25 protein-coding genes are annotated in these 20766 nt (G+C 68.4%); 6 read left to right on the forward strand and 19 right to left on the reverse strand.

Annotation, left to right across the window (positions count from 1 at the left end; translation table 11 throughout):
* Nucleotides 1-6 precede the first annotated feature (6 nt).
* Together AC6CHL_RS20400 and AC6CHL_RS20405 are read right to left on the reverse strand one after the other, a co-directional pair.
* Complete coding sequence (locus AC6CHL_RS20400; protein WP_463600492.1) at nt 7-552, reverse strand: DNA-3-methyladenine glycosylase I; 546 nt, start codon at nt 550-552, stop codon at nt 7-9.
* A complete protein-coding gene (locus tag AC6CHL_RS20405; protein WP_498296007.1) occupies nt 549-2351 on the reverse strand; it encodes a DUF4153 domain-containing protein in 1803 nt (600 codons plus the stop codon). The genes AC6CHL_RS20400 and AC6CHL_RS20405 overlap by 4 nt, the downstream gene beginning before the upstream one ends.
* 80 nt (nt 2352-2431) lie before the next feature.
* On the opposite strand from AC6CHL_RS20405, the gene AC6CHL_RS20410 reads away from it, so the two are divergent.
* From AC6CHL_RS20410 to AC6CHL_RS20420, 3 genes are read left to right on the forward strand one after another with little or no spacing between them, the layout of a single operon-like run.
* Nucleotides 2432-2998 (forward strand): YqgE/AlgH family protein, encoded by a 567-nt coding sequence (locus tag AC6CHL_RS20410; RefSeq protein ID WP_038689999.1) that lies wholly within the window; start codon nt 2432-2434, stop codon nt 2996-2998.
* Nucleotides 2991-3488, forward strand: a complete 498-nt coding sequence (gene ruvX / locus AC6CHL_RS20415; protein WP_498296009.1) for a Holliday junction resolvase RuvX — start codon at nt 2991-2993, stop codon at nt 3486-3488. The genes AC6CHL_RS20410 and ruvX overlap by 8 nt, the downstream gene beginning before the upstream one ends.
* 17 nt (nt 3489-3505) lie before the next feature.
* Nucleotides 3506-4456 carry an aspartate carbamoyltransferase catalytic subunit gene (locus AC6CHL_RS20420; RefSeq protein ID WP_137188783.1) on the forward strand — a complete coding sequence of 317 codons (951 nt, stop codon included), beginning with the start codon at nt 3506-3508 and terminating at the stop codon, nt 4454-4456.
* Nucleotides 4457-4937: 481 nt separating this feature from the next.
* Here the strand turns inward: AC6CHL_RS20420 and AC6CHL_RS20425 are convergent, their stop codons facing one another.
* The 17 genes from AC6CHL_RS20425 to AC6CHL_RS20505 form a co-directional block, all read right to left on the reverse strand.
* Nucleotides 4938-5387 carry an REP-associated tyrosine transposase gene (locus AC6CHL_RS20425; protein ID WP_498296011.1) on the reverse strand — a complete coding sequence of 150 codons (450 nt, stop codon included), beginning with the start codon at nt 5385-5387 and terminating at the stop codon, nt 4938-4940.
* 370 nt (nt 5388-5757) lie between these two features.
* Nucleotides 5758-6519, reverse strand: a complete 762-nt coding sequence (locus AC6CHL_RS20430; protein ID WP_498296018.1) for a carboxylesterase family protein — start codon at nt 6517-6519, stop codon at nt 5758-5760.
* A gap of 100 nt (nt 6520-6619) precedes the next feature.
* Entirely contained in the window at nt 6620-6886 is a 267-nt protein-coding gene (locus AC6CHL_RS20435; protein ID WP_038689991.1) for a hypothetical protein, read from the reverse strand.
* A gap of 13 nt (nt 6887-6899) precedes the next feature.
* Nucleotides 6900-8261, reverse strand: coding sequence for a magnesium transporter (gene mgtE, locus AC6CHL_RS20440; protein WP_038689989.1), 1362 nt, complete (start codon nt 8259-8261; stop codon nt 6900-6902).
* 218 nt (nt 8262-8479) lie between these two features.
* The gene (gene ptsP / locus AC6CHL_RS20445) at nt 8480-10249 is read right to left on the reverse strand and encodes a phosphoenolpyruvate--protein phosphotransferase (RefSeq protein WP_244880132.1); all 1770 of its coding nucleotides are present in this window, start codon (nt 10247-10249) and stop codon (nt 8480-8482) included.
* 2 nt (nt 10250-10251) lie between these two features.
* The gene (locus AC6CHL_RS20450) at nt 10252-10521 is read right to left on the reverse strand and encodes an HPr family phosphocarrier protein (RefSeq protein ID WP_038689987.1); all 270 of its coding nucleotides are present in this window, start codon (nt 10519-10521) and stop codon (nt 10252-10254) included.
* The gene (locus AC6CHL_RS20455; protein ID WP_038689985.1) at nt 10514-10906 is read right to left on the reverse strand and encodes a PTS sugar transporter subunit IIA; all 393 of its coding nucleotides are present in this window, start codon (nt 10904-10906) and stop codon (nt 10514-10516) included. Before AC6CHL_RS20455 ends, AC6CHL_RS20450 begins: the two co-directional genes overlap by 8 nt.
* A gap of 192 nt (nt 10907-11098) precedes the next feature.
* Nucleotides 11099-11989 (reverse strand): RNase adapter RapZ, encoded by an 891-nt coding sequence (rapZ, locus tag AC6CHL_RS20460; protein WP_038689983.1) that lies wholly within the window; start codon nt 11987-11989, stop codon nt 11099-11101.
* The gene (gene hprK, locus AC6CHL_RS20465) at nt 11986-12936 is read right to left on the reverse strand and encodes an HPr(Ser) kinase/phosphatase (protein ID WP_038689981.1); all 951 of its coding nucleotides are present in this window, start codon (nt 12934-12936) and stop codon (nt 11986-11988) included. Before hprK ends, rapZ begins: the two co-directional genes overlap by 4 nt.
* Nucleotides 12933-13385, reverse strand: coding sequence for a PTS sugar transporter subunit IIA (locus tag AC6CHL_RS20470; protein ID WP_038689979.1), 453 nt, complete (start codon nt 13383-13385; stop codon nt 12933-12935). Before AC6CHL_RS20470 ends, hprK begins: the two co-directional genes overlap by 4 nt.
* A gap of 21 nt (nt 13386-13406) precedes the next feature.
* Nucleotides 13407-13724 (reverse strand): ribosome hibernation-promoting factor, HPF/YfiA family, encoded by a 318-nt coding sequence (gene hpf / locus AC6CHL_RS20475; protein WP_038689977.1) that lies wholly within the window; start codon nt 13722-13724, stop codon nt 13407-13409.
* A 55-nt stretch (nt 13725-13779) separates the two neighbouring features.
* Nucleotides 13780-15219 carry an RNA polymerase factor sigma-54 gene (locus AC6CHL_RS20480; RefSeq protein WP_447592308.1) on the reverse strand — a complete coding sequence of 480 codons (1440 nt, stop codon included), beginning with the start codon at nt 15217-15219 and terminating at the stop codon, nt 13780-13782.
* Between the two features lie 41 nt (nt 15220-15260).
* The gene (gene lptB, locus AC6CHL_RS20485) at nt 15261-15980 is read right to left on the reverse strand and encodes an LPS export ABC transporter ATP-binding protein (RefSeq protein WP_038689973.1); all 720 of its coding nucleotides are present in this window, start codon (nt 15978-15980) and stop codon (nt 15261-15263) included.
* Nucleotides 15980-16531, reverse strand: a complete 552-nt coding sequence (gene lptA / locus AC6CHL_RS20490; RefSeq protein ID WP_498296013.1) for a lipopolysaccharide transport periplasmic protein LptA — start codon at nt 16529-16531, stop codon at nt 15980-15982. Before lptA ends, lptB begins: the two co-directional genes overlap by 1 nt.
* Nucleotides 16532-16671: 140 nt before the next feature.
* On the reverse strand, nt 16672-17232 hold the full coding sequence (lptC, locus tag AC6CHL_RS20495; RefSeq protein WP_038689969.1) for an LPS export ABC transporter periplasmic protein LptC: 561 nt from the start codon (nt 17230-17232) through the stop codon (nt 16672-16674).
* Nucleotides 17229-17777, reverse strand: a complete 549-nt coding sequence (locus tag AC6CHL_RS20500) for a KdsC family phosphatase (protein WP_038689968.1) — start codon at nt 17775-17777, stop codon at nt 17229-17231. The genes lptC and AC6CHL_RS20500 overlap by 4 nt, the downstream gene beginning before the upstream one ends.
* 45 nt (nt 17778-17822) lie before the next feature.
* Entirely contained in the window at nt 17823-18824 is a 1002-nt protein-coding gene (locus AC6CHL_RS20505) for a KpsF/GutQ family sugar-phosphate isomerase (protein ID WP_038689966.1), read from the reverse strand.
* A gap of 53 nt (nt 18825-18877) precedes the next feature.
* Between AC6CHL_RS20505 and AC6CHL_RS20510 the strand changes: the two genes are divergently transcribed.
* The 3 genes from AC6CHL_RS20510 to AC6CHL_RS20520 form a co-directional block, all read left to right on the forward strand.
* Complete coding sequence (locus AC6CHL_RS20510; protein WP_038689964.1) at nt 18878-19108, forward strand: BolA family protein; 231 nt, start codon at nt 18878-18880, stop codon at nt 19106-19108.
* A gap of 78 nt (nt 19109-19186) precedes the next feature.
* The gene (gene murA / locus AC6CHL_RS20515; protein ID WP_038689962.1) at nt 19187-20464 is read left to right on the forward strand and encodes a UDP-N-acetylglucosamine 1-carboxyvinyltransferase; all 1278 of its coding nucleotides are present in this window, start codon (nt 19187-19189) and stop codon (nt 20462-20464) included.
* Nucleotides 20461-20766, forward strand: a 306-nt coding sequence (locus tag AC6CHL_RS20520) for an EF-hand domain-containing protein (RefSeq protein WP_498296016.1), incomplete at its 3' end; no start/stop codon positions are given. The genes murA and AC6CHL_RS20520, both read left to right, overlap by 4 nt.

A 20766-nucleotide genomic window follows, 5' to 3' on the forward strand; every position in this document is an offset into this window, starting at 1 on the left:
CCTGCATCACCCGGTAGGTGCCGAGCGTTGGCCGGCACGCAGGCGTTGCAGGCGCGCGTATACCGGGCAGTCCGGGCTGTGCGCGCCGGGCAGGTAGCCCAGGCTCATCAGGAACTCGCCGGTGATCTCGCCGCCGGTGAAACGGAACGTCTTCTTGAACAGCTTCACCCACGCCGCCTTGTCCTGCGGATGGTGTGCGTCCAGCCACGCCGCGAAACTGCCGTGGCTGGCGCGCAGCTGCTGGATCACCTGCGCGTTGTGCACCGCTGCGTGCACCTTGAGCCGGTTGCGGATGATGCCGGCATCGTTGAGCAGGCGCTCGATGTCGCGCTCGCCGTAAGCGGCCACGGTATCCACGTCGAAGCCGGAATAGGCCGCGCGGAAGCCCTCGCGCTTCTTCAGGATGGTTTCCCAGCTCAGGCCGGCCTGGTTGATTTCCAGCAGCAGCCGTTCGAACAGCTCGCGCTCGTCGCGCTGCGGGAAGCCGTATTCGTGGTCGTGGTAATGGCCGTGGACCGGGTGGCCGGGGGCGATGAGGCAGTAGCCGCTCATGGGCGTGATTCCTTGTAGGCGGTTTCGTCGATGGTCTGGGCCGGCCCGCCGTCGATGGACAGGCGGGGCCAGCGCGGTGCCTGCAGGTGCAGCTGGCCGTCGCGCAACGCGGTGTTGCCACGGGCGACCCCGCCGGTGCCGTCGCCCTCCGGGAAGGACACCGTGCCGACGTCGTGCCACCGGCCTGCGTCACGGGCATGCACCCGGCAGTAGGGGCGACGATGCGGCGACAGGTTGCACAGCAGCACCTCGTCCACGCCGTCGCTGTCCAGGTCGCGGCGCAGCACCACGCAGTCCTGGCCCACGTCCAGGCAGTCGCTGGGGGCCAGCGTGCGCGCCAGCACGGCCTGCCACCAGTCCGGGTCCGGCGTGGGCAGGCCCTTGGCGAGGGTCAGCTGGCGCTGCAGCGCGGGCAGGTCGGCAATGCCATCGTCGATGTCACCCAGTTGGTTGTCCCGGCCCCACCGCGTGTCGCGGGCCAGCGCGGAGGCGATCACGCCGGCGGCGCGTGCATCCTGGCTGAAACGCGGGTCGCGCTGCAGCGTCTTGAGCGCGTCCACGCCGTGGCGGCCGTAGGCGAAGCGCAGGGTAGTGGCCTGCTCGGCGTCGATCGCCGGTGCACCGGCCTGCACGCGCGCCAGCTGGCTGCCGGCACTGATCCGCAGCGGGTCGAGCAGCGGCGAGTTGGCCAGCACCGCGCTGCCCAGCACCGCCCAGCACATCCAGCGGTTCACCGGTTCAAGCCGCTGCAGCCAGTGCGCGCCCGGGCGCAGCACCGCCAGCGCATAGCCAAGCGCGTAGCCGCACACCAGCACGGCCACCAGCGCGCCCCAGAAACGTTCCGGGGTCCACCCGTACTGGGCGATGCGCAGCCCCATCGCGTACAGCGCCACGGCCGCGTACACCGGTAGCGCCAGCAGGGCGGCCTCGATCAAGCGGCGCAGCCAGGCCGGGTAGGGCGGCTGCTCGCTGTCGTGCTGGTAGACCGCGTTGACGAACACCACCAGCAGCAGTGACAGGGTGATCAGCAGGCTGGCCGCCGAGCGGGTGCGCCACAGCGGCTCGAGCCCGGTGAATGGCAGGCTGAGCACGAACAGCAGCGCAATGAAGGCCAACAGCGGCAACAGCCCACGGCCCACCGCGAACAGCACCGAACGCACCGTCTGGATGGCGCGGTGCTGGGTTCGCCCGATCAGCACGCCAAAGCCGAACAGCGTGCCGGTGGCCAGCGCGATGAAGGCATCGTCGCGGAACAGGGTGCGGAAGAAGCCGATATCCACCAGCTGGAACAGCGCTGCCCACAGCCACAGCAGCAGCCAGGTCAGGCCGGTGAAAGCCACCGCCAGTGCCAGCGTCAAGCCGTTCTGCCAGGCGTGTTCGAACAGGGCGGCGTAGGACGCGCGCCAGTGGCCGTGCTGCAGGCGGAACTGCCACCACGGCAGGCTGACAAACACCGCGATGGCCATGCTGACCGAGAACGGCCACAGCACGCCGCTCTGCTCCAGCCCCTTGGCGCCGCCACCGAGCGTCCAGCCGATGCCGCTGGCCAGGGCCAGCACCAGCACCGAGGCCAGCCCGGCATGCAGCCACAAGCGGCGATCACGCAGCTGCACCAGCGTCAGGGCGACGGCGGTGGGCACGCTCAGCACCCAGGCATACCAGCACACGCGGTTGCCGAGAGCATGGAAGGGCCAACTGTCGGCGGCTTCCTGTGCGGCGTACAGCATCAGCCCCTGCAGCAACGCGATCAGCACGATGGCGCTGCGCGACGCAGTGGGGAGTGCAGGGCTGGCGGTCATGCGGTGCGATCCTTCCTGGAAGGCCTGCATCCTAGCAGCGCTCACGCCCGTGTCCCGGGCCCAGCGGGTAGAATGGGCCCATGTCCGAGCTCTCCACCTCCCTCGCCCATCACCTGCTGGTCGCGCTGCCGTCGCTGACCGATCCCACCTTCGCGCGCAGCGTGGCGCTGATCTGTCAGCACGACGACAACGGTGCCATGGGCGTGCTGGTCAACCAGCCGTCCGAGTACACCCTGGGCGACGTGCTGGCGCAGATGGAAATCACCACCGACAGCCCCGACCTGCGTGGCCAGATCGTGCTCAACGGCGGCCCGGTGCATCCCGAGCGCGGCTTTGTCATCCATGACGATGCGCGCAGCTGGGATTCCAGCCTGGCCGTCGGCGAGGGCGTGTACCTGACCACCTCGCGCGACATCCTCGAGGCGATGGCCCGCGGCGAAGGTCCACGCAACGCGCTGGTCACCCTCGGCTGCGCCGGCTGGAGCGAAGGCCAGCTGGAAAGCGAGCTGGGTGAAAACAGCTGGCTGACCGTGCCGGCCGATACCGAACTGCTGTTCAGCACGCCGTTCGAACAGCGCTGGCAGGGCGCCGCCTCGCGCATTGGCGTCGACCTGTTCCTGCTGACCGATTACAGCGGCCATGTCTGAGTCCACCCCGCCGCCGCCCGCTGCAGGCGCCCCCGGCACCATCCGACGCGATGGCACCGTGCTGGGCTTCGACGTCGGCTCGCGCCGCATCGGCGTGGCCATCGGCAGTTCGTTCGGCACCCATGCACGCGCGATCGCGGTGGTGGATGTGCACGGCAACGGCCCGGACTGGGCCGCGGTGGAGCGCCTGATCAAAGAATGGCGGCCTGACGGCCTGGTGGTGGGCGACCCGCTCACCCTGGACGGCCAGGACCAGCCCAACCGCAAGCGTGCGCAGGGCTTTGCCCGCCAGCTGCGGGAGCGTTTCAAGCTGCCGGTGGTGCTGGTCGACGAGCGCTCCAGCTCGGTCGAAGCGGCCCGCCGGTTTGCCGTCGAACGTGCCGAAGGCCGCAAGCGTCGCCGCGATGCCGCCACCCTCGATGCCGTGGCCGCCGCGGTCATCATCGAGCGCTGGTTGTCCTGCCCGGACGATGCCACCCCCGTTTCCTGACTCACAGACTCCCGCCCATGACCGCTTCGCAACTTGATTCCGATGGACGCCTGCGCCACCTGCTGACCCTGGAAGGTCTGCCCCGTCAAACCCTGTTGCAGCTGCTCGACCGTGCCGGCCAGATCCGCGATGCGGCAGTGGGCCGGGTGGGCAACAAGCGCCACGTGCTGGGCGGCGCGGCGGTATGCACGCTGTTCTTCGAACCCTCCACGCGCACGCGCAGCTCGTTCCAGCTGGCCGCGCAGCGGCTGGGCGCGGACGTGCTGAATTTCGACGCGTCCACCTCGTCCACGCGCAAGGGCGAAACCGCCTGCGACACGCTGAAGAACCTGGAAGCGATGGGCGTGCGCGGCTTCGTGGTGCGCCACCCCGACGACGGCGCCGTGGCGGCCCTGGCGGCGGCCGCAGGCGAGGGCACCGCGCTGGTCAATGCCGGTGACGGCCGCAGCTCGCACCCGACCCAGGGCCTGCTGGACATGCTGACCCTGCGCCAGGCCAAGGGCAGCGATTTTTCCAAGATGAAGGTGGTGATCGTCGGCGACGTGAAGCACTCGCGCGTGGCCCGCACCGACCTGCACGCGCTGCGTACGCTGGGCGTGGGCGAGATCCGTGTGTGCGGCCCGCAGTCGCTGCTGCCGGACGATGACACCCTGAAGGGCTGCATCGTCGGCCAGGATTTCGACGCCATGCTGGAAGGCGTGGATGCGCTGATGATGCTGCGCCTGCAGCGCGAGCGCATGGAAGAGGGCCTGGTGCCGTCGATCGAGCAGTACCACACGCAGTACGGGCTGGATGCCGCGCGCCTCAAGCGCGCCGGCACCGATGCCGCCGTGCTGCACCCGGGCCCGATCAACCGCGGCGTGGAAGTCACCGACGAAGTGGCCGACGGCCCGCAGTCGTGGGTACTGCGCCAGGTCGCGAACGGCGTCGCCGTCCGCATGGCCGTGTTGGAAACGTTGCTGGGGTGAGGCGCGGAATGTGCCGCGTGCGGAGCATCCGGATACGACCGTGCCCGCCGCCGCCCCTCCAACCTCCCGCACCACGGTAGTGCCGGCCGCTGGCCGGCTCCCAGTCAACCACCCGCGCATGGGTAGTGCCGGCCGCTGGCCGGCTCCCCAGCCAACCACCCGCGCAGGGGTAGTGCCGGCCGCTGGCCGGCTCTGCATGAATCCAGCGGTATGAGGAGCCGGCCAGCGGCCGGCACTACCGGTGGGTCCATGCGAAGAGCCGGCCAGCGGCCGGCACTACCGGTGGGTCCATGCGAAGAGCCGGCCAGCGGCCGGCACTACCGGTGGGTCCATACGAAGAGCCGGCCAGCGGCCGGCATTGCCGGTGGGTCCATGCGAAGAGCCGGCCAGCGGCCGGCATTGCCGGTGGGTCCAGACGAGGAGCCGGCCAGCGGACGGCACTACCGGTGGGTCCAGACGAAGAGCCGGCCAGCGGCCGGCACTACCCGGTCCATAGGCTCCAGGCGTACGGGTAGTCCTCGATCTGCTCAGTCAGGCCTGCCCGGACCGGATTGCCCAGGATGTACATGGCATGGCGATGCAGCGAATCGTCCGACCGTACGGCGTGATTGTGATAGCCAGCCTGCCACAGCGCGCCACCGCGACCGAGTGCTCGGTTGATGGCCAGGGCACTCGATGATTTGAAACGGCGCGCGATACCTGCCAGCGGCTGGGTCCCGAGTTCCACCAGCCAATGCACGTGATCGGGCATCACGACCCAGACCAGTGACCGGGCGTAACCACGTTGGTCGATGTCGCGCAGGTGATGCATGGCGATGGCGGCCATGCCGGGATCATCAAACCAGCGGTGCCGGTTGTGGCACACCATCGTCAGGGTGTACGCCTGCCCGGGAAGCGAACAACGGCCGATGCGCAGTCGGGAAGAGCTCATGGGGCATCGTGATTCATCGCCCAGCGCAAGGGTGTCAGGCAAGCGCGCACGCGCCCGTGGTGCAACACCGCGGCAATGCAGGCCGCCGGCCGCAAACGGGTAGTGCCGGCCGCTGGCCGGCTCTGCATGAATCCAGCGGTATCGAGGAGCCGGCCAGCGGCCGGCACTACCCGGTTGGATTGCGAGGAGCCGGCCAGCGGCCGGCCCTACCCGGTTGGATTGCGAGGAGCCGGCCAGCGGCCGGCACTACCCGGTTGGATTGCGAGGAGCCGGCCAGCGGCCGGCACTACCCGGTTGGATTGTGAGGAGCCGGCCAGCGGCCGGCACTACCGGGTTGCGGGATCCAGGAACCCGGTATGCGGCGTTACGTTTACCGCTTCTGCGCCCACACCCACGCCCACATCGCGTCATCGGCATACGTGGCATCCCATGCATTGTGGTTGCCATCCGGGTACTCGGTGTAGCGCACGTCCTTGGCCCCGGCCTGCTCGAAGGCCGCCTTCAGCCGGCGGTCGTCTTCCGGCGGCACCACGTCGTCGCGTGCGCCATGGAACATCCAGATTGGGGTGTGTTTCAGGCGCTGGGCGATGGCCGCGTACGGGTCGGCCTCATGCGCCACATCTTCCACGAACAGGGTCGGGCGCACCGCGCGCGGGGCCAGTACCGCGCCGCACACCGGCACGATCGCGGCGAAGCGCTGCGGGCTGTCCAGCGCGATGTTCCAGCTGCCGTAGCCGCCCATCGACATGCCGGTGAGGTACTGGCGCTGCGGGTCGGCGTTGAACTCGGCCACGGTGGCATCCAGCGCGGCCAGCGCGACGCGGTTGTTGTCGCCGGACCACTCGCCGTCGCCCGGCACCTGGGGCAGCACCACCAGCGCGGGGAAGGTGTCGGCATGGCCGCGCAGGTAGGGCCCCAGCCCGGCCTCGGTCTGGGCCTGGTTGTCGTTGCCGCGTTCGCCCGAACCGTGCAGGAACAATACAACCGGCAGGCGATCGGCCTGTGCCCGTGCGCTGCGAGGCACGAAGACCTGGTAATACGCGGTACGTCCGTCAACCTTCACCGCGCGGGCTTCAAACCGGCCCACGTCCTCGCGGGTGGGCGCACACCCGGCCAGCGTCACCATCGCCATTGCCCACAGCAGCCACCCGGTGCGTCGTGCCATTGCCCATCCTCGACTGAAAGCGTTTTCAGTCTAGGCGCCCTGGCGCGCCGGGGCATCGTGCAGTGCATCAGTCCGGGCGCGGCGCGGCGGCCAGGATCTCCATCTGCTCGATCGCCTCGGGATGCCCGTCGGCGGCGGCCGCCTGTACCTGGGCCAGGGTGGGGTGGACCACCAGCAGGATCGGGTTTTCGCACTGCGGGCAGTCGAACTGCGCTTCGTCTTCGTGCAGCTCCATCGGCATCTGGCGCGCGCTGCCCTGCCATTCGCAGGCGGCACAGGTATACGTCGCGTCGCGCCAGCCGGGGACGAAGTAGTTGTCGAGGGTCACGGCCATGCGGGGTCCAGGGTCAGTGCAGCAGGATCAGGGTGGCCAGCCCAAGGAAGCTGAAGAAGCCCATCACGTCGGTGACCGCGGTCACCACCACGGTGCCGGCCACGGCCGGATCGACGTTCATGCGCTTGAGCATCAGCGGCAGCAGCACGCCGGCCAGCGCCGCGGCGCAGAAGTTGATGATCAACGCCAGGGTGATCACCAGCGACAGCAGGAAACTGTGGAACCACAGGAAGGCGATGATGCCCACCACCGTGCCGATCAGCGTGCCGTTGATCAGCGCCACGCGCGATTCCTTCCACAGCAGGATGCGTGCATTGCTCGGACCCACCTGGCCCAGCGCGATGCCGCGCACCATGAGGGTCAGCACCTGCACGGCGGCATTGCCGCCGACGCCGGCCACGATCGGCATCAGCACCGCCAGCGCCACCACCTTCTGCAGGGTCAGCTCGAACTGTCCGATCACGCTGGCGGCCAGGAACGCGGTGCACAGGTTGATGCCCAGCCAGACCACGCGGCCGCGCACGGCGCGCTTGATCGGCGAGAACAGGTCTTCCTCTTCGTCCAGACCGGCGGCGCCCAACGCCTGGTGCTCGGCCTGCGAACGGATGATGTCGACCACGTCATCGATGGTGATGCGGCCGAGCAGGATGTTGTTGTCGTCCACCACCGGCGCGGACACCCAGTCATGATCGGAGAACTGCCGGGCCACTTCCTCGGCGCCCTCGCCGACGTCGATGGCCGGCTGCTCGTCGTCGATCAGCCGGTTGATCGGGGTGTTGTCTTCGTGGGTGACCAGCGCGGCCAGCGACAGCCGGCCCAGGTACTGGTGGCGACGGCTGACCACGAACAGGTGATCGGTGTGGTCGGGCAGTTCGCCGCGCAGGCGCAGGTAGCGCAGCACCACGTCCACATTGACGTCGGCGCGCACGGTCACCACGTCCGGGTTCATCAGGCGGCCGGCGCTGTCCTCGGGGTAGGACAGCACCTGCTCGAGCCGCTCGCGGTTCTCGCGGTCCATCGACTTGAGCACTTCGTCGATGACCGTGTCGGGCAGGTCTTCGACCAGGTCGGCCAGGTCATCGATGTCCAGGTCTTCGACCGCGGCGATGATTTCGTCGGGGTCCATGTCGGCCAGCAGGCTTTCGCGCACTTCTTCGCCGACGTGGACCAGCACCTCGCCATCGTCTTCCGGGTCGACCAGGCCCCACACCACTTCGCGCTTGCCCGGCGGCAGCGATTCCAGCAGGTTGCCGATCTCGGCCGGCGCCAACGTGTTGACCAGCCGGCGCACCGGACCCAGTCGCCCGCTGTCCAGTGCATCGGACAACAGCCGCAGCTGGCGTGCCGTCTTGTCGTGGCGTACGGCTTCGGCCATGGGCAGCTCCTGCGGGAAAAGAAAAGGCCGCGATCCGGACAGGATGCGGCATGCGGGGTGGTCAGCGCGTCATTATCGCGTGCTTGTGTGTCAATCGGGTAGGCCGCCGACGGCGATGCGCGTGGGGCGCGCGCATTCAACGACGGTAGTGCCGGCCGCTGGCCGGCAACCACGCATGCCGATCCGAAGGTTCATGCGGAGCCGGCCAGCGGCCGGCACTACCGGGCTTTTTCGATCCAGCGTTCAATGCCGCGGCGGTCGCGCGCCTGCATCAGCTTCGGCGCCATCGCCTGCAGCACGGACAGGTCGCTGTCGCGGATCGCGCGGCGCACTTCCAGCAGCGTGCCCGGGTGCAGGCTGAACTCGGTGAGGCCCAGGGCCAGCAGCAGCGGGGTCATGCGCGGGTCGCCGGCGATCTCGCCGCACACCGCCACCGGGATGTCGTAGGCCTGGCCGGTGCGCAGGATATGCGCCAGCAGGCGCACCACCGCCGGATGCAACGGCGAGTACAGCTCGGTCACCGCTTCGTTGTTGCGGTCAGCCGCCAGCAGGTACTGCACCAGGTCGTTGGTGCCGATCGACAGGAAGTCGACCAGGTCGATGAAGCTCTCCAGTGCGATCGCCGCGGCGGGCACTTCGATCATCGCGCCGAAGGGAATGTGCTCGGCCACCTCATGGCCTTCGGCGCGCAGCAGCTCGGCCTGCTTGGCCAGGCGCCGGCGGACCGCAAGGATTTCCTCGCGGGTGCTGACCATCGGAATCAGGATGCGCAGCTTGCCGTAGGCCGAGGCACGCAGGATCGCGCGCAACTGGGTGTCGGCCACTTTGGGCCGGGCCAGCGACAGGCGTACGCCACGCAGGCCCAGCGCCGGGTTTTCCTCGTTGCTCAGGGTCAGCCCGGTGCGGTCGGCCTTGTCCGCGCCCAGGTCCAGGGTACGGATGGTCACCGGCCGCCCGCTCATGCCGAGGGCGGCATCGCGGTAGGTTTCAAACTGTTCCTGCTCATCGGGCAGCTCGTTGCGCTGCAGGAACAGGAATTCGGTGCGGTACAGGCCCAGCCCGTGTGCACCCAGCGCATGGGCCTGGGTGACGTCTTCGCTGGATTCGGCGTTGGCCAGCAGCGCGATGTCGACGTTGTCGCGGGTGCGGGTCGGCTTGGTGCGCAGGCGGCCGAGTTCGCGCTGTTCGCGCGCGTGCTCGCGCAGGCGCACGCGGTAGTCGCGCAGGTCCGGGGCCTGCGGGTTGATGGTGACCGTGCCGTCGCTGCCATCCATGATCAGCACGTCGCCGTCGGCGACCTTCTGCAGCACGTTGGGGACGTTGACGATCAGCGGCAGGTGCAGGCTGCGGGCCAGGATCGCGCTGTGCGACAGCGCACTGCCGCCGGCGGTGACGATGCCGACCACGCCATGCGCCTGCAGCTGGGCCAGCTCGGACGGGGCGATGTTGTCGCAGACCAGTATTTCGCCGGCCATGCCTTTGACGTCCGGCGGGCGCTTCTGCAGGAAGGCATGGATGCGGCCGATCACATGGTCCAGGTCGTCCATGCGGCTCTTCAGGTAGGCATCGTCCATGCCGTCGAAGACCTTGGCCAGGCGGTCGCGCTGCACCCGCAGCGCATACCCGGCGCTGTAGGGGCCGCTGCGGATCAGCTCATCCAGCCCGAACAGCAGCTCCGGGTCGTCCAGCAGCAGTGCGTGCAGGTCGAGAAATTCGCCGACTTCCTTGTTCAGGGCACCCTGCAGGCGCTGGCGCAGGTCGTGCATTTCCGCACGCGCCGCGTCCACGGCCTGGTGCAGGCGCTGCAGTTCGGCCTCCACCTTGGCCGGGGGGATGCGCTGCTCGGCCACTTCCAGCGCGTGCGGCAGTCGCACCCGGGCGCGGCCGAGCGCATTGCCACGCGAGGCACCGTGCCCGGTCAACAGCAGCGCGCCGGACGCCGTCCGGCTGGCGGCGGTCGATCCCGGTCGCGACGGCTGCCCCGGCATGGTCAGTTGTCCTCGTCGAAGCGCCGCTCGAACAGGCCCACCACCGCGTCCATCGCGGCGGCTTCGTCTTCGCCGTCGATGCGCACGGTGACCGGGGTGCCCTGGCCGGCGGCCAGCAGCATGACGCCCATGATGCTCTTGGCGTTGATCTCACGGCCCTTGGCGGCCATGGTCACGTTGCAGCGGAAAGGGGCCAGCTCCTGCACCAGCTTTGCAGTGGCGCGGGCGTGCAGGCCCAGGCGGTTGGATACGGTGAGTTCACGTTCAAGCATCGTCGACAATCGCTCCATTGCGAGTGCCTGCCGCGGCAGTGGCAGGCAGTTGATCCAGTCCCTGTTCCGGATAATTCATCACCCGCAACAACATCGGCAGGCTAAGCGCCGAAACCCGGCGAGCCGGGGTGCCCAGACGAGCCAGTTGCCCGGCCAGATTGCTGGGGCTGGCGCCGTACAGGTCGGTCAGGATCAGCACGCCCTGGCCACTGTCCACCCGGCGCAAGGCGGCCGAGGCGAGTGGGAGCAGGACGTCCAGGTCTGCGTCGAACGGTACTTCGAAAGCTTCGGTCTTCAGCGGCAGGTGCCGCAGCAGCCGGGTCGCCACATCCAACAGGGACGTGCCGACGCCGGGGTGTGTTACGAGGAGAATGCCACAGGTCATCCCCGAACGTTAACAGGTCAACATGAATTGGGGGTAGGGGTAGCCCGCATGCGGGTTACCCCGGGTAGCACCCGACCGTTGGTCGGGTGACATTTCAAATGGCACCGAGGGCCGCAAAAAAAGCGCTTCCGCGCGCACGGCCCCCAATCCAACGACATTTCTGTGTTCCAAATCGGGTGCCCCGGCACGCCGTCAATCCAGTTCCCGGTGGAAGGTGGCCACTTCCGGCCAGCCCTGCTCACGGGCGTGGCGGGCCATGCGTTCGGCCAGGTACACCGAGCGGTGCTTGCCGCCGGTGCAGCCGAAGGCCACGGTGACATAGCTGCGGGTGTCGTTGCCCAGCCGCGGCAGCCAGGTATCCAGGAAGTCGATCAGCTGGCCGGCATAGCGCTGCACGTCGGGCTGGGCGTCCAGGTACTCGCGCACGGGGCGCTCGCGCCCGGACATCGGGCGCAGTTCGGGGTCCCAATGCGGGTTGGGCAGCACCCGGGCGTCGAACACGAAGTCGGCTTCGGCCGGCACGCCGCGCTTGTAGGCGAACGATTCAAACAGCAGCGACAGCTTGCTGCCATGGTTCAGCGCGAACTCGGTGACCACCTTGCGGCGCAACTGGTGCACGTTGAGGGTGGTGGTGTCGATCACCGCGTCGGCGGCGCGCCGCAGCGGGGCGGTCAGTTCGCGCTCGCGCGCGATCGCTTCGGGCAGCGACAGGCCCAGCTGGCTGAGCGGGTGGCGGCGACGGGTGTCGGCGTAGCGCTTGAGCAGGGTTTCGTCGGTGGCATCGAAGAACAGCAGCTGCGCGTCCAGGCCGGCCGCCAGCGCATCTTCGCGCCAGTGCGAGAGCTGGCTCAGGTCGCTCTGCCCGCGCACGTCGATGCCCACGGCCAGGCGGCGCGGTGCATCGGCATCATGGCCGGCCAGCAGGCTGCGCACGAAGTCCGGCAGCAGGTTGATCGGCAGGTTGTCCGAGCAGTAGTAATCGAGGTCTTCGAAGGTTTTCAGTGCGACCGTCTTGCCGGAACCAGACAGGCCACTGACGATGATCAGGGTGGCGGCGGTCGGGGCGGAGGCGGGGGTGTTCATGGCGTTCGGCGTTCCAACAGGTTGCTGTGGCGGGCGATGAACATCGCCGCAGGATCGATGCCCTTGGTGCGCAGGATGTGCAGCCGGGTGGCGGCTTCGGTCAGCACCGACAGGTTGCGCCCGGGCATCACCGGCAGGGTGATCAGCGGCACGTCCAGGTCCAGCACGTGGCGGGTGCCGGAATCGCCGGTCAGGCGCTCGTAACCATGCGGGGTGGGCTCGGTCATGGGCTTGGTCAGGTGCACGATCAGCCGAAGGTACTTGTTCTTCTTTACAGCGGTGTCACCGAACATCTCGCGGACGTTGAGCACGCCCAGGCCGCGCACTTCCAGCAGGTCCTGCAGCAGTTCCGGGCAGGTGCCGTCGAGCACGTCCGGGGCGATCTGGGTGAATTCCGGGGCGTCGTCGGCCACCAGCCGGTGCCCGCGGCTGAGCAGCTCCAGGGCCAGTTCGCTCTTGCCCGAGCCGGCTTCGCCGGTGATCAGCACGCCAATGGAGTAGATCTCCATGAACACGCCATGCAGGATCACCCGCGGCGCCAGTGTGCGCGCCAGGTGGTAGGACAGGTGGTTGAGCAGTTCGTGGCCGCGCTTGGGCGAGATCCACAGCGGGGTCTGCGATTCGTCGGCGGCTGCGCGCAGGTCTTCCGGGCAGGCCTGGTTGCGGGTGATCACCAGCGCCAGCGGGTGCGAATGCATGATCCGCTCGATGGTTTCCCAGCGCTGGCGCGAGTCCAGCGAGTCCAGCCAGGACAGCTCCTCGGTGCCCAGGATCTGCACCTTGTTGGGGTAGATCGCGTTGAGGTAGCCGGCCAGCGACGGCCGCCGCGAGACGGTGTTGCCCGCTTCCAGTTCGCGGCGCTCGCCCTGCTGCCCGGCCACCCAGCGCAGGGCCAGGCGGTCGCGCTGCTGTTCGAACAGCTCACGCGCGGTGATGCTGGTATTCATGCGGCACTCGCCGGCGGGGGAAATTCGATGACCTGGCGCAGTGCCTCGCCGTCGCGCGCTTCGCGCAGCGCCTGGCGGATGTCCGGCTCGGAAAACAACTCGGCCAGCTCTGACAGCAGCATCAGGTGTTGATGGGTGTAGTGGGCCGGGACGGCAATGGCGAACACCAGGTCCACCGGTTCGTCGCCGCCGAATTCGACCGGGCGTTCCAGTCGCAGCAGGGCGCCGCGCGGGCGCTCCAGCAACGGCGCGCGACCGTGTGGAATGGCGATGCCGTGGCCGATCGCCGTGCTGCCCAGCTGCTCGCGCTGGCACAAGTTCTGGTAGATCAGGTCGGCATTGGCTTCGCGGCAGGCCAGCAGCCGGGCGGCGGCATGCAGGACGCTGTCGCGATCGGCGGCCGGCAACACTTGCGTGCGCACGGCCGCCAGGAGATCAGTCAAGGGCATGTCAGGGGAAGAACGAGGACGTCAGTCGTCATTGTCGCCCACTGGCAGCGGCGCGTGCTGCTGTTTTTTCTCCTTGTGCTTGATCACAAGGCGGTCCAGCTTGTCGGCCAGGATATCGATCGCGGCATACATGGTCTGACCGCCAGCCTCGGCGTGCAGGGTCTGGCCGGGGACGTTGGCACTGGCATCGACGTGGTGTTCGTTCTTGCGCAGCTCCAGGGTGACCCGCACCTCGCAGTGCTGGTCGAAGTGCTTGCCCAGGCGCTGCAGCTTGGTTTCCACGTACTCGTGCAGGGCCGGGGTGACTTCTACGTCTTTGCCAAACGTCTCGATGCGCATCGGGTTTCTCCTTTGTTCGGATGAGCCAATGAACCTTTCCGCCGGGCGCGGTGCGTCAGGCGATTCGTACCCGTTCGTGCGAGGCGGAAATGTTCATGGCCTCACGATACTTCGCCACGGTGCGCCGCGCTACCGGTATTCCCGAGGTCTTGAGCAGGTCAGCCAGCTTGGCGTCAGAAAGCGGCTTGCGCGGGTTCTCGTCGTCGATCAGGCGCCGGATCATGGCCTGGATGGCAGTGCTGGACGCTTCGCCGCCACTGTCGGTGTCGATGCCCGAGGCGAAGAAGCTGCGCAGTGCCAGGGTGCCGCGCGGGGTACGCACGTACTTGCGCGCGATCGCCCGGGAAATGGTCGATTCGTGCAGGCCCAGTTCGGCCGCCACCTCGCGCAGGGTGAGCGGGCGCAGCGCCTGTTCGCCGAACTCCAGGAACGCGGCCTGCTGCTGCAGCAGGCTGCGCATTACCCGCAGCAGGGTTTCCCCGCGTGCCTCCAGGCCCTTGAGCAGCCAGCGCGCTTCCTGCAGGTGCGCGCGCAGGTAGCCGGCGTCGGCCTCGCCGCAGCGGCGGATCATCTGTTCGTAGCCGCGGTGGATGACCACCTTGGGCCCGGCATGGCTGGCCAGCGCCGCACGCCAGACCCCGTTCTGGCGCCAGACCACGCAGTCGGGCACGACGTAGCTGTCATGGGCCAGCTCGCCGATCTGGGTGCCCGGGCGCGGGTCCAGCGTGCGCAGCAGCTGCACGGCCACCTCCACCTCGGCCACCGGTTCCCGCAGTTCGTGCGCCAGCCCGGCCACGCCGCTGCGCGGCAGCCGCTCCAGCGGGCCATCGGCAATGCGCCGGGCCAAGGCCAGGCCCGGGGTGTCCGGGCACAGCACGTCCAGCTGCAGCCGCAGGCATTCGCCCAGCGTGCGCGCGCCGACCCCGATCGGGTCGAAGCGCTGGATCTGGTGCAGCACCGTGAGGATCTCGGCGTCATTGGCATGAATGGCCGGCAGCAGGGTCTCGGCAATGGCCGACAGCGGCTCGCGCAGGTAGCCGTCGTCCTCGAACGCGTCGATGAGTGCGGCGCCGATGCTGCGATCACGCGTGGACAGGTGCGACAGGTGCAGCTGCCAGAGCAGGTGGTCGACCAGGCTGTCGGTGTCGGCCACGCGCTCGGCGGCGCTGCCGTTGTCGTCATCGTCGAACGAGCCGCCGCTGTTGCCGCTGCTCCAGTCGCCTTCCCCCGGGGCCCAGTCTTCACTGGCCGAGGCCTGGTGCTCGCCGTCGCCGTGGGTGTCGGTCGGGGTGGGTGGGCGCTCGTCGTCGCTGGGCGCCACCTCCAGGGCGGGCTCGGCGTTCTCGGCCCAGTCCAGCAGGGGATTGGTTTCCACCGCTTCGGCGATTTCCAGCTCCAGCTCGGCGCTGGACATCTGCAACAGCTTGATCGCCTGACGCAGCTGCGGCGTCATGACCAGTTGTTGTCCCAGCGATGTCTGCAGCCGTGCTTTCATGCCTGTGCCGAACGAAGGGAAGGCGCCGCAGCGGCCGGGCGTCAGAGCTTGAAGGTGTCCCCAAGGTAGACGCGACGGACATCGGCGTTGGCCAGAATCGCCTCTGGTGCCCCCTGCGCCAGTACGCTGCCTTCGTTGAGGATATACGCGCGGTCGCAGATTCCCAAGGTTTCCCGCACATTGTGGTCGGTGATCAGCACCCCGATGCCACGCTGCTTGAGGTGGGTGACGATGCGCTGGATCTCGCCGACCGAGATCGGGTCCACGCCGGCGAAGGGTTCATCAAGCAGGATCAGGCGCGGCCGGGCGGCCAGCGCGCGGGCGATTTCGCAGCGCCGGCGTTCACCGCCGGACAGGCTGGCGCCCAGCTGGTCGGCCACGTGGCCGATCTGCAGCTCGTCCAGCAGCGAATTCAGCTCGGCCTCGCGGCCGGCCTTGTCCAGGTCCTCGCGCAGCTCCAGCACCAGGCGGATGTTGTCGGCCACGGTCAGCTTGCGGAATACGGACGGTTCCTGCGGCAGGTAACCCACGCCCTGCTTGGCCCGGGTGTACATCGGGTCGCCGGTGATGTCCTTGCCGTCCAGCACGATGCTGCCGGCGTCGGTTTCGACCAGGCCGACGATCATGTAGAAGCAGGTGGTCTTGCCGGCACCGTTGGGGCCCAGCAGGCCCACCACTTCACCGGCTTCCAGGGTCAGACCGAAGTCCTTGACCACTTCGCGCTGCTTGTAGCGCTTGCGCAGGCCTTTGGCGACGAGCATTACTTCTTGCTCCCGGCAGTGGGGACGGTGGTCTTGGCGGCCGGCGTGGCCGCAGCGGGCGCCGCAGTCTTGTTCTTGGGCGGAATCACGGTGCGCACGCGGGTACCGTCGCCGCCGCTGTTCATTTCGCCGGTGCGGGTGTTGTAGGTCATCTTCTGGCCGGCGTTGGTGCCGCGCGCGCTCTTGACGTGGTAGTTGCCGGTCATCACCAGCACTTCGCCCTTGATGTCGTAGTCGATGCGGTCGGCGCTGGCGTCCATCCAGCTGCCGTCATCGAGCTGCTGCTTGAGCTTGGCCTGCTTGCCGGTGAAGACCGCGCGCACCGCTTCGCCGTCCTTCATGTAGATCTCGGCGTCGGACGAGCGCAGGTCCAGCGTGCCCTGGGTGATCACCACGCCCTGGGACAGGGTGGTCTTGCCATCGCCGACCAGGGTGCCCGACTGGGCGCCGGCGTCGATGGTCATGTCCTGGTTGCGGTCGGTGGACTTCGCGCTGGTGAAGGTGGGCACCAGAAGACTGATCGCGCAGAGGGCTGCAAATGGGATCTTCATGAAAGGGTCTGTCCTGCCGGAGAAGGGGCGTGGCCGGAAGCCACGGGGTAAGGGGGCATTGGCCAGGCACGGGCCTGGCCGGCGGGTGGGGCGATGCAGCGGCGCCGGTCCAGGAGGACGTCGCCTGCGGGTGCACCGGCTCAGCGTTGGGGCGTGTAGCGGCCCTTGGACTGGCTCAGGAAATGGTAGGTCTTGTTCTTGGAATCCAGCTCGAACCCCACGCCGGACTGGGTCATGCCCGGGCGGGTCATGGTCACCAGCGCATCGGTCTTGGCCCGGTTTTCCTTGGGGAACACATCCAGGTGGTCGGTACGGAAGGTGGTGGGCGGCACGTTGGCCACCTTGGGGCTGTCGCCACTGACGTTGCCGGCGAGCTTGAGCTGGTCGCCCTTGGCGCTGACCCAGCCGGTGTCGCTGCGCAGTTCCCAGTGGTTGCCGTCCTGGTCGGGCAACAGGAACAGCGGGGTGGTGATGCTCATCGTTTCGTCGTTGCGCGACCGCTCCAGCAACGGCGCGCGCAGGGTGGTGGATTCCTTGCCCTGCTCATCCAGCGCGATGATCTGGAAGTCGTGCAGCACGTAATCCTTGCTGCCGTCGTCGGTGGCCTGCGCGGCCGGCTTGTCGCGGTGGCGCAGCAGCGACCAGCCGCTGAGCACGGCAGCCACCAGCAGGAGTCCCCCCAGGACGGTGCGCCAGTTCATGCGCCGAACCTCGCCAGTACCGCGTCCACGTGGCCCTGTGCGGCCAGCAGCACGTCGCACAGCTCGCGGGCGGCGCCACGGCCGCCATCGCTGCGGGTCTGCCAGTGCACGCGCTCGGCAATCCAGGGATGGGCATTGGCCGGTGCCACTGCCAGGCCTACCGCGCACAGCGGGGCGAGGTCGGGCAGGTCGTCGCCCATGAAGGCGACCTGGTCCAGCCCGATGCCGTGGGTGGCGCACAGCGCGCGTACGCTGGCCAGCTTGTCGCCCACCGCGATCTGGGTGTCGATGCCCAGGTCCGCGCCGCGCTTCTGTGCCGACAGGCTGTTGCGCGCGGTGATCAACACCGGGTGGATGCCGTGTTGCTGCAGCAGTTTCAGGCCAAGTCCGTCCTGCACGTAATACGCCTTGCTCTCGTTGCCGTCACGGTCGTAGTAAAGCCGACCATCGGTGAGCGTGCCGTCCACGTCGAAACAGGCCAGCCGGATGCGGCCGGCAACGGCATGCAGGTGGGACGGGAAACCGGGCAGCGGGGAATAGGGCATCGGCAGGGGGCAGGTGGTGGCTGAATGGAGGAAGGCAACTGTGGTTTAAACCACCCGCGCCCGCAACAGGTCATGAATGTTGAGCGCGCCGACCAGCTTTCCCTGGCCGTCCACCACCATCAGGCCGGTGATCTTGTGGGTCTCCATGAGCCGGGCGGCCTCGGCGGCCAACTGGTCGGCGCCGATGGTGCGCGGGTTGCGGGTCATCACCTCGGCGATCTTCGCGCTGCGCACGTCCAGCTCGGTGTCCAGCGCACGGCGCAGGTCGCCGTCGGTGAACAGGCCGATCAGGCGCTGGTCGGCGTCCACCACGGCGGTCATGCCCAGCCGCTTGCGGCTCATTTCCAGCAGGGCCTCGCTGAGGCTGGCATCGGCGTCCACCTGCGGCAGCTCCTCGCCGCTGTGCATCACATCGGTGATGTGCAGCAGCAGGCGGCGGCCCAGGCTGCCGGCGGGGTGCGAGCGGGCGAAGTCGTCGGCGGTGAAGCCGCGTGCGTCCAGCAGGGCCACGGCCAGCGCATCGCCCATGGCCAGCGAGGCGGTGGTGCTGGAGGTGGGGGCCAGCGCCAGCGGGCAGGCCTCGGCCGGCACGCTGACGTCCAGATGGACGTCGGCGGCCTGCGCCAGGCTGGACTGCGGGCGGCCGGTCATGGCGATCAGCCGGTTGCCCTGGCGCTTGAGCACCGGCAGCAGCATCAGCAGTTCGTCGGACTCGCCCGAGTAGGACAGGGCCAGCACCACGTCGTCTTCGGTGATCATGCCCAGGTCGCCGTGGCCGGCTTCACCGGGATGTACATAGAAGGCCGGGGTGCCGGTGGAGGCCAGGGTGGCGGCGATCTTGCGGGCCACGTGGCCGGACTTGCCCATGCCGGTGGCCACCACCCGGCCCTTGCCGTGCAGGACCAGCTGGCAGGCCTGGCTGAACGCATCGCCAAGCCGGTCGGCCACGGCGGCCAGGGCGTCGGCCTCGATCTGGAACACGCGGCGGCCGCTGGCGACCAGTGCCGCAGGGTCGGCCGGATGGGGGAGCAGGGGCGATACAGCCATGCGGGCGCCACGCGGAAGAGTAGAATGAGCGCTCATTTTATTAGGAAAGCCCGTTGGACGCCGAGACCATCCGCAATCTGATCGAAACCGGCCTGCCCGGCGCCCGCGCGGACGTGCAGGGCGACGATGGCGTTCACTTCGAGGCCACCGTGGTCTGCGACGCCTTTGCCGGCAAGCTGCCGCTGGCGCGCCACCGCATGGTCTATGCCACCCTGGGCGATCTGATGGGCGGGGCGATCCACGCGCTGGCGCTGAAGACGGTGACCCCGGGCGAAGCGGGTTAGTCCGCGGACCGATCAGATCAGCCGACCAATTAGATCAGCCGACCAACGGTCGGCTCTACCTCATTCAAAGTAGATTCCATGGCCAAGATTGTAGTGACCGGCGGCAAGCCGCTGCACGGTGAAGTGAACATTTCCGGCGCCAAGAACGCCGTCCTCCCCATCCTGTGCGCCACCCTGCTGGCCGACGCGCCGGTGGAAATCACCAACGTGCCGCACCTGCACGACGTGGTCACCACGGTGAAGCTGCTGGGCGAACTGGGGGCCAAGGTCACCATCGACCAGGGCACGCTGTCGCGCGGCAGCGCGATCGTGGTCGACCCGCGCCCGGTGAACCAGCACGTGGCCCCGTACGAGCTGGTGCGCACCATGCGCGCCTCGATCCTGGTGCTGGGCCCGCTGCTGGCCCGCTTCGGCGCGGCCGAAGTGTCGCTGCCCGGCGGCTGCGCCATCGGCTCGCGCCCGGTTGACCAGCACATCAAGGGCCTGCAGGCGCTGGGTGCGGAAATCACCGTCGAGAACGGCTTCATCAAGGCGCATGTCGCCACGCGCCTGAAGGGCGCGCACTTCACCTTCGACATGGTCAGCGTCACCGGCACCGAGAACGTGCTGATGGCCGCCGTGCTTGCCGAAGGCACCACCGTGCTGGACAACGCGGCGATGGAACCGGAAGTGACCGACCTGGCGCACTGCCTGATTGCACTCGGCGCGAAGATTGAAGGCCTGGGCACCGCCCGCCTGGTGATCGAAGGCGTGGAGAAGCTGTCCGGCGGGCGTCATGAAGTGCTGCCCGACCGCATCGAAACCGGCACCTTCCTGGTGGCCGCGGCGATGACCGGCGGCAAGGTCACGGTGAACCGCGCGCGTCCCAACACCATGGACGCGGTGCTGTCCAAGCTGGTGGAAGCCGGTGCGAAGATCGAGACCACCGAAGACAGCATCACCCTGGACATGGAAGGCAAGCGCCCGCGCGCGGTCAACCTGACCACCGCGCCGTACCCGGCGTTCCCGACCGACATGCAGGCGCAGTTCATGGCGCTCAACTGCGTGGCCGACGGCGTGGGCGTGATCAATGAAACGATCTTCGAAAACCGCTTCATGCACGTCAACGAACTGCTGCGCCTGGGTGCGGACATCCAGGTGGAAGGCCATACCGCGATCGTGCGCGGTGCCGAGCACCTGAGCGGTGCGCCGGTGATGGCCACCGACCTGCGCGCGTCGGCGTCGCTGATCCTGGCCGGTCTGATGGCCGACGGTGACACCACCATCGACCGCATCTACCACCTGGACCGTGGCTACGAGAACATCGAAGAGAAGCTGTCTTCGCTGGGCGCGACCATCCGGCGCGTGGCCGCATGATCCTGCGCGGCTCGTTCACCCGCCGCCGCAAGGCGCTGCTGGTGCTGATCCTGGTGGTGCTGGCGTGGCTGGGCTATGCCTGGTACGCCAACATCGCCATTACCCAGGGCATCGAGCAGCAGGACATGGACTGGAACGCCGACGGTACCGTCAGCCGCACCGAAGTGCTGCAGGCGTTCTATGCGGTGGGCGTGACCAATCAGCAGGAAGGCAACCGGCACTGCCGCACCTTCTACTGGCGCAGCAACGGCGAGCAGATCCGCGTGGACTGCAAGACGGTGTTCGGCGACGAGGCCAAGAAG

Source organism: Stenotrophomonas sp. GQ19 (assembly GCF_059758695.1).

Bases quoted from the DNA above. Each gene is read 5' to 3' on its own strand.
- AC6CHL_RS20400 (WP_463600492.1), bottom strand. From the start codon at position 552: ATGAGCGGCTACTGCCTCATCGCCCCCGGCCACCCGGTCCACGGCCAT.
- AC6CHL_RS20405 (WP_498296007.1), bottom strand. From the start codon at position 2,351: ATGACCGCCAGCCCTGCACTCCCCACTGCGTCGCGCAGCGCCATCGTG.
- AC6CHL_RS20410 (WP_038689999.1), top strand. From the start codon at position 2,432: ATGTCCGAGCTCTCCACCTCCCTCGCCCATCACCTGCTGGTCGCGCTG.
- ruvX (WP_498296009.1), top strand. From the start codon at position 2,991: ATGTCTGAGTCCACCCCGCCGCCGCCCGCTGCAGGCGCCCCCGGCACC.
- AC6CHL_RS20420 (WP_137188783.1), top strand. From the start codon at position 3,506: ATGACCGCTTCGCAACTTGATTCCGATGGACGCCTGCGCCACCTGCTG.
- AC6CHL_RS20425 (WP_498296011.1), bottom strand. From the start codon at position 5,387: ATGAGCTCTTCCCGACTGCGCATCGGCCGTTGTTCGCTTCCCGGGCAG.
- AC6CHL_RS20430 (WP_498296018.1), bottom strand. From the start codon at position 6,519: ATGGCGATGGTGACGCTGGCCGGGTGTGCGCCCACCCGCGAGGACGTG.
- AC6CHL_RS20435 (WP_038689991.1), bottom strand. From the start codon at position 6,886: ATGGCCGTGACCCTCGACAACTACTTCGTCCCCGGCTGGCGCGACGCG.
- mgtE (WP_038689989.1), bottom strand. From the start codon at position 8,261: ATGGCCGAAGCCGTACGCCACGACAAGACGGCACGCCAGCTGCGGCTG.
- ptsP (WP_244880132.1), bottom strand. From the start codon at position 10,249: ATGCCGGGGCAGCCGTCGCGACCGGGATCGACCGCCGCCAGCCGGACG.
- AC6CHL_RS20450 (WP_038689987.1), bottom strand. From the start codon at position 10,521: ATGCTTGAACGTGAACTCACCGTATCCAACCGCCTGGGCCTGCACGCC.
- AC6CHL_RS20455 (WP_038689985.1), bottom strand. From the start codon at position 10,906: ATGACCTGTGGCATTCTCCTCGTAACACACCCCGGCGTCGGCACGTCC.
- rapZ (WP_038689983.1), bottom strand. From the start codon at position 11,989: ATGAACACCCCCGCCTCCGCCCCGACCGCCGCCACCCTGATCATCGTC.
- hprK (WP_038689981.1), bottom strand. From the start codon at position 12,936: ATGAATACCAGCATCACCGCGCGTGAGCTGTTCGAACAGCAGCGCGAC.
- AC6CHL_RS20470 (WP_038689979.1), bottom strand. From the start codon at position 13,385: ATGCCCTTGACTGATCTCCTGGCGGCCGTGCGCACGCAAGTGTTGCCG.
- hpf (WP_038689977.1), bottom strand. From the start codon at position 13,724: ATGCGCATCGAGACGTTTGGCAAAGACGTAGAAGTCACCCCGGCCCTG.
- AC6CHL_RS20480 (WP_447592308.1), bottom strand. From the start codon at position 15,219: ATGAAAGCACGGCTGCAGACATCGCTGGGACAACAACTGGTCATGACG.
- lptB (WP_038689973.1), bottom strand. From the start codon at position 15,980: ATGCTCGTCGCCAAAGGCCTGCGCAAGCGCTACAAGCAGCGCGAAGTG.
- lptA (WP_498296013.1), bottom strand. From the start codon at position 16,531: ATGAAGATCCCATTTGCAGCCCTCTGCGCGATCAGTCTTCTGGTGCCC.
- lptC (WP_038689969.1), bottom strand. From the start codon at position 17,232: ATGAACTGGCGCACCGTCCTGGGGGGACTCCTGCTGGTGGCTGCCGTG.
- AC6CHL_RS20500 (WP_038689968.1), bottom strand. From the start codon at position 17,777: ATGCCCTATTCCCCGCTGCCCGGTTTCCCGTCCCACCTGCATGCCGTT.
- AC6CHL_RS20505 (WP_038689966.1), bottom strand. From the start codon at position 18,824: ATGGCTGTATCGCCCCTGCTCCCCCATCCGGCCGACCCTGCGGCACTG.
- murA (WP_038689962.1), top strand. From the start codon at position 19,187: ATGGCCAAGATTGTAGTGACCGGCGGCAAGCCGCTGCACGGTGAAGTG.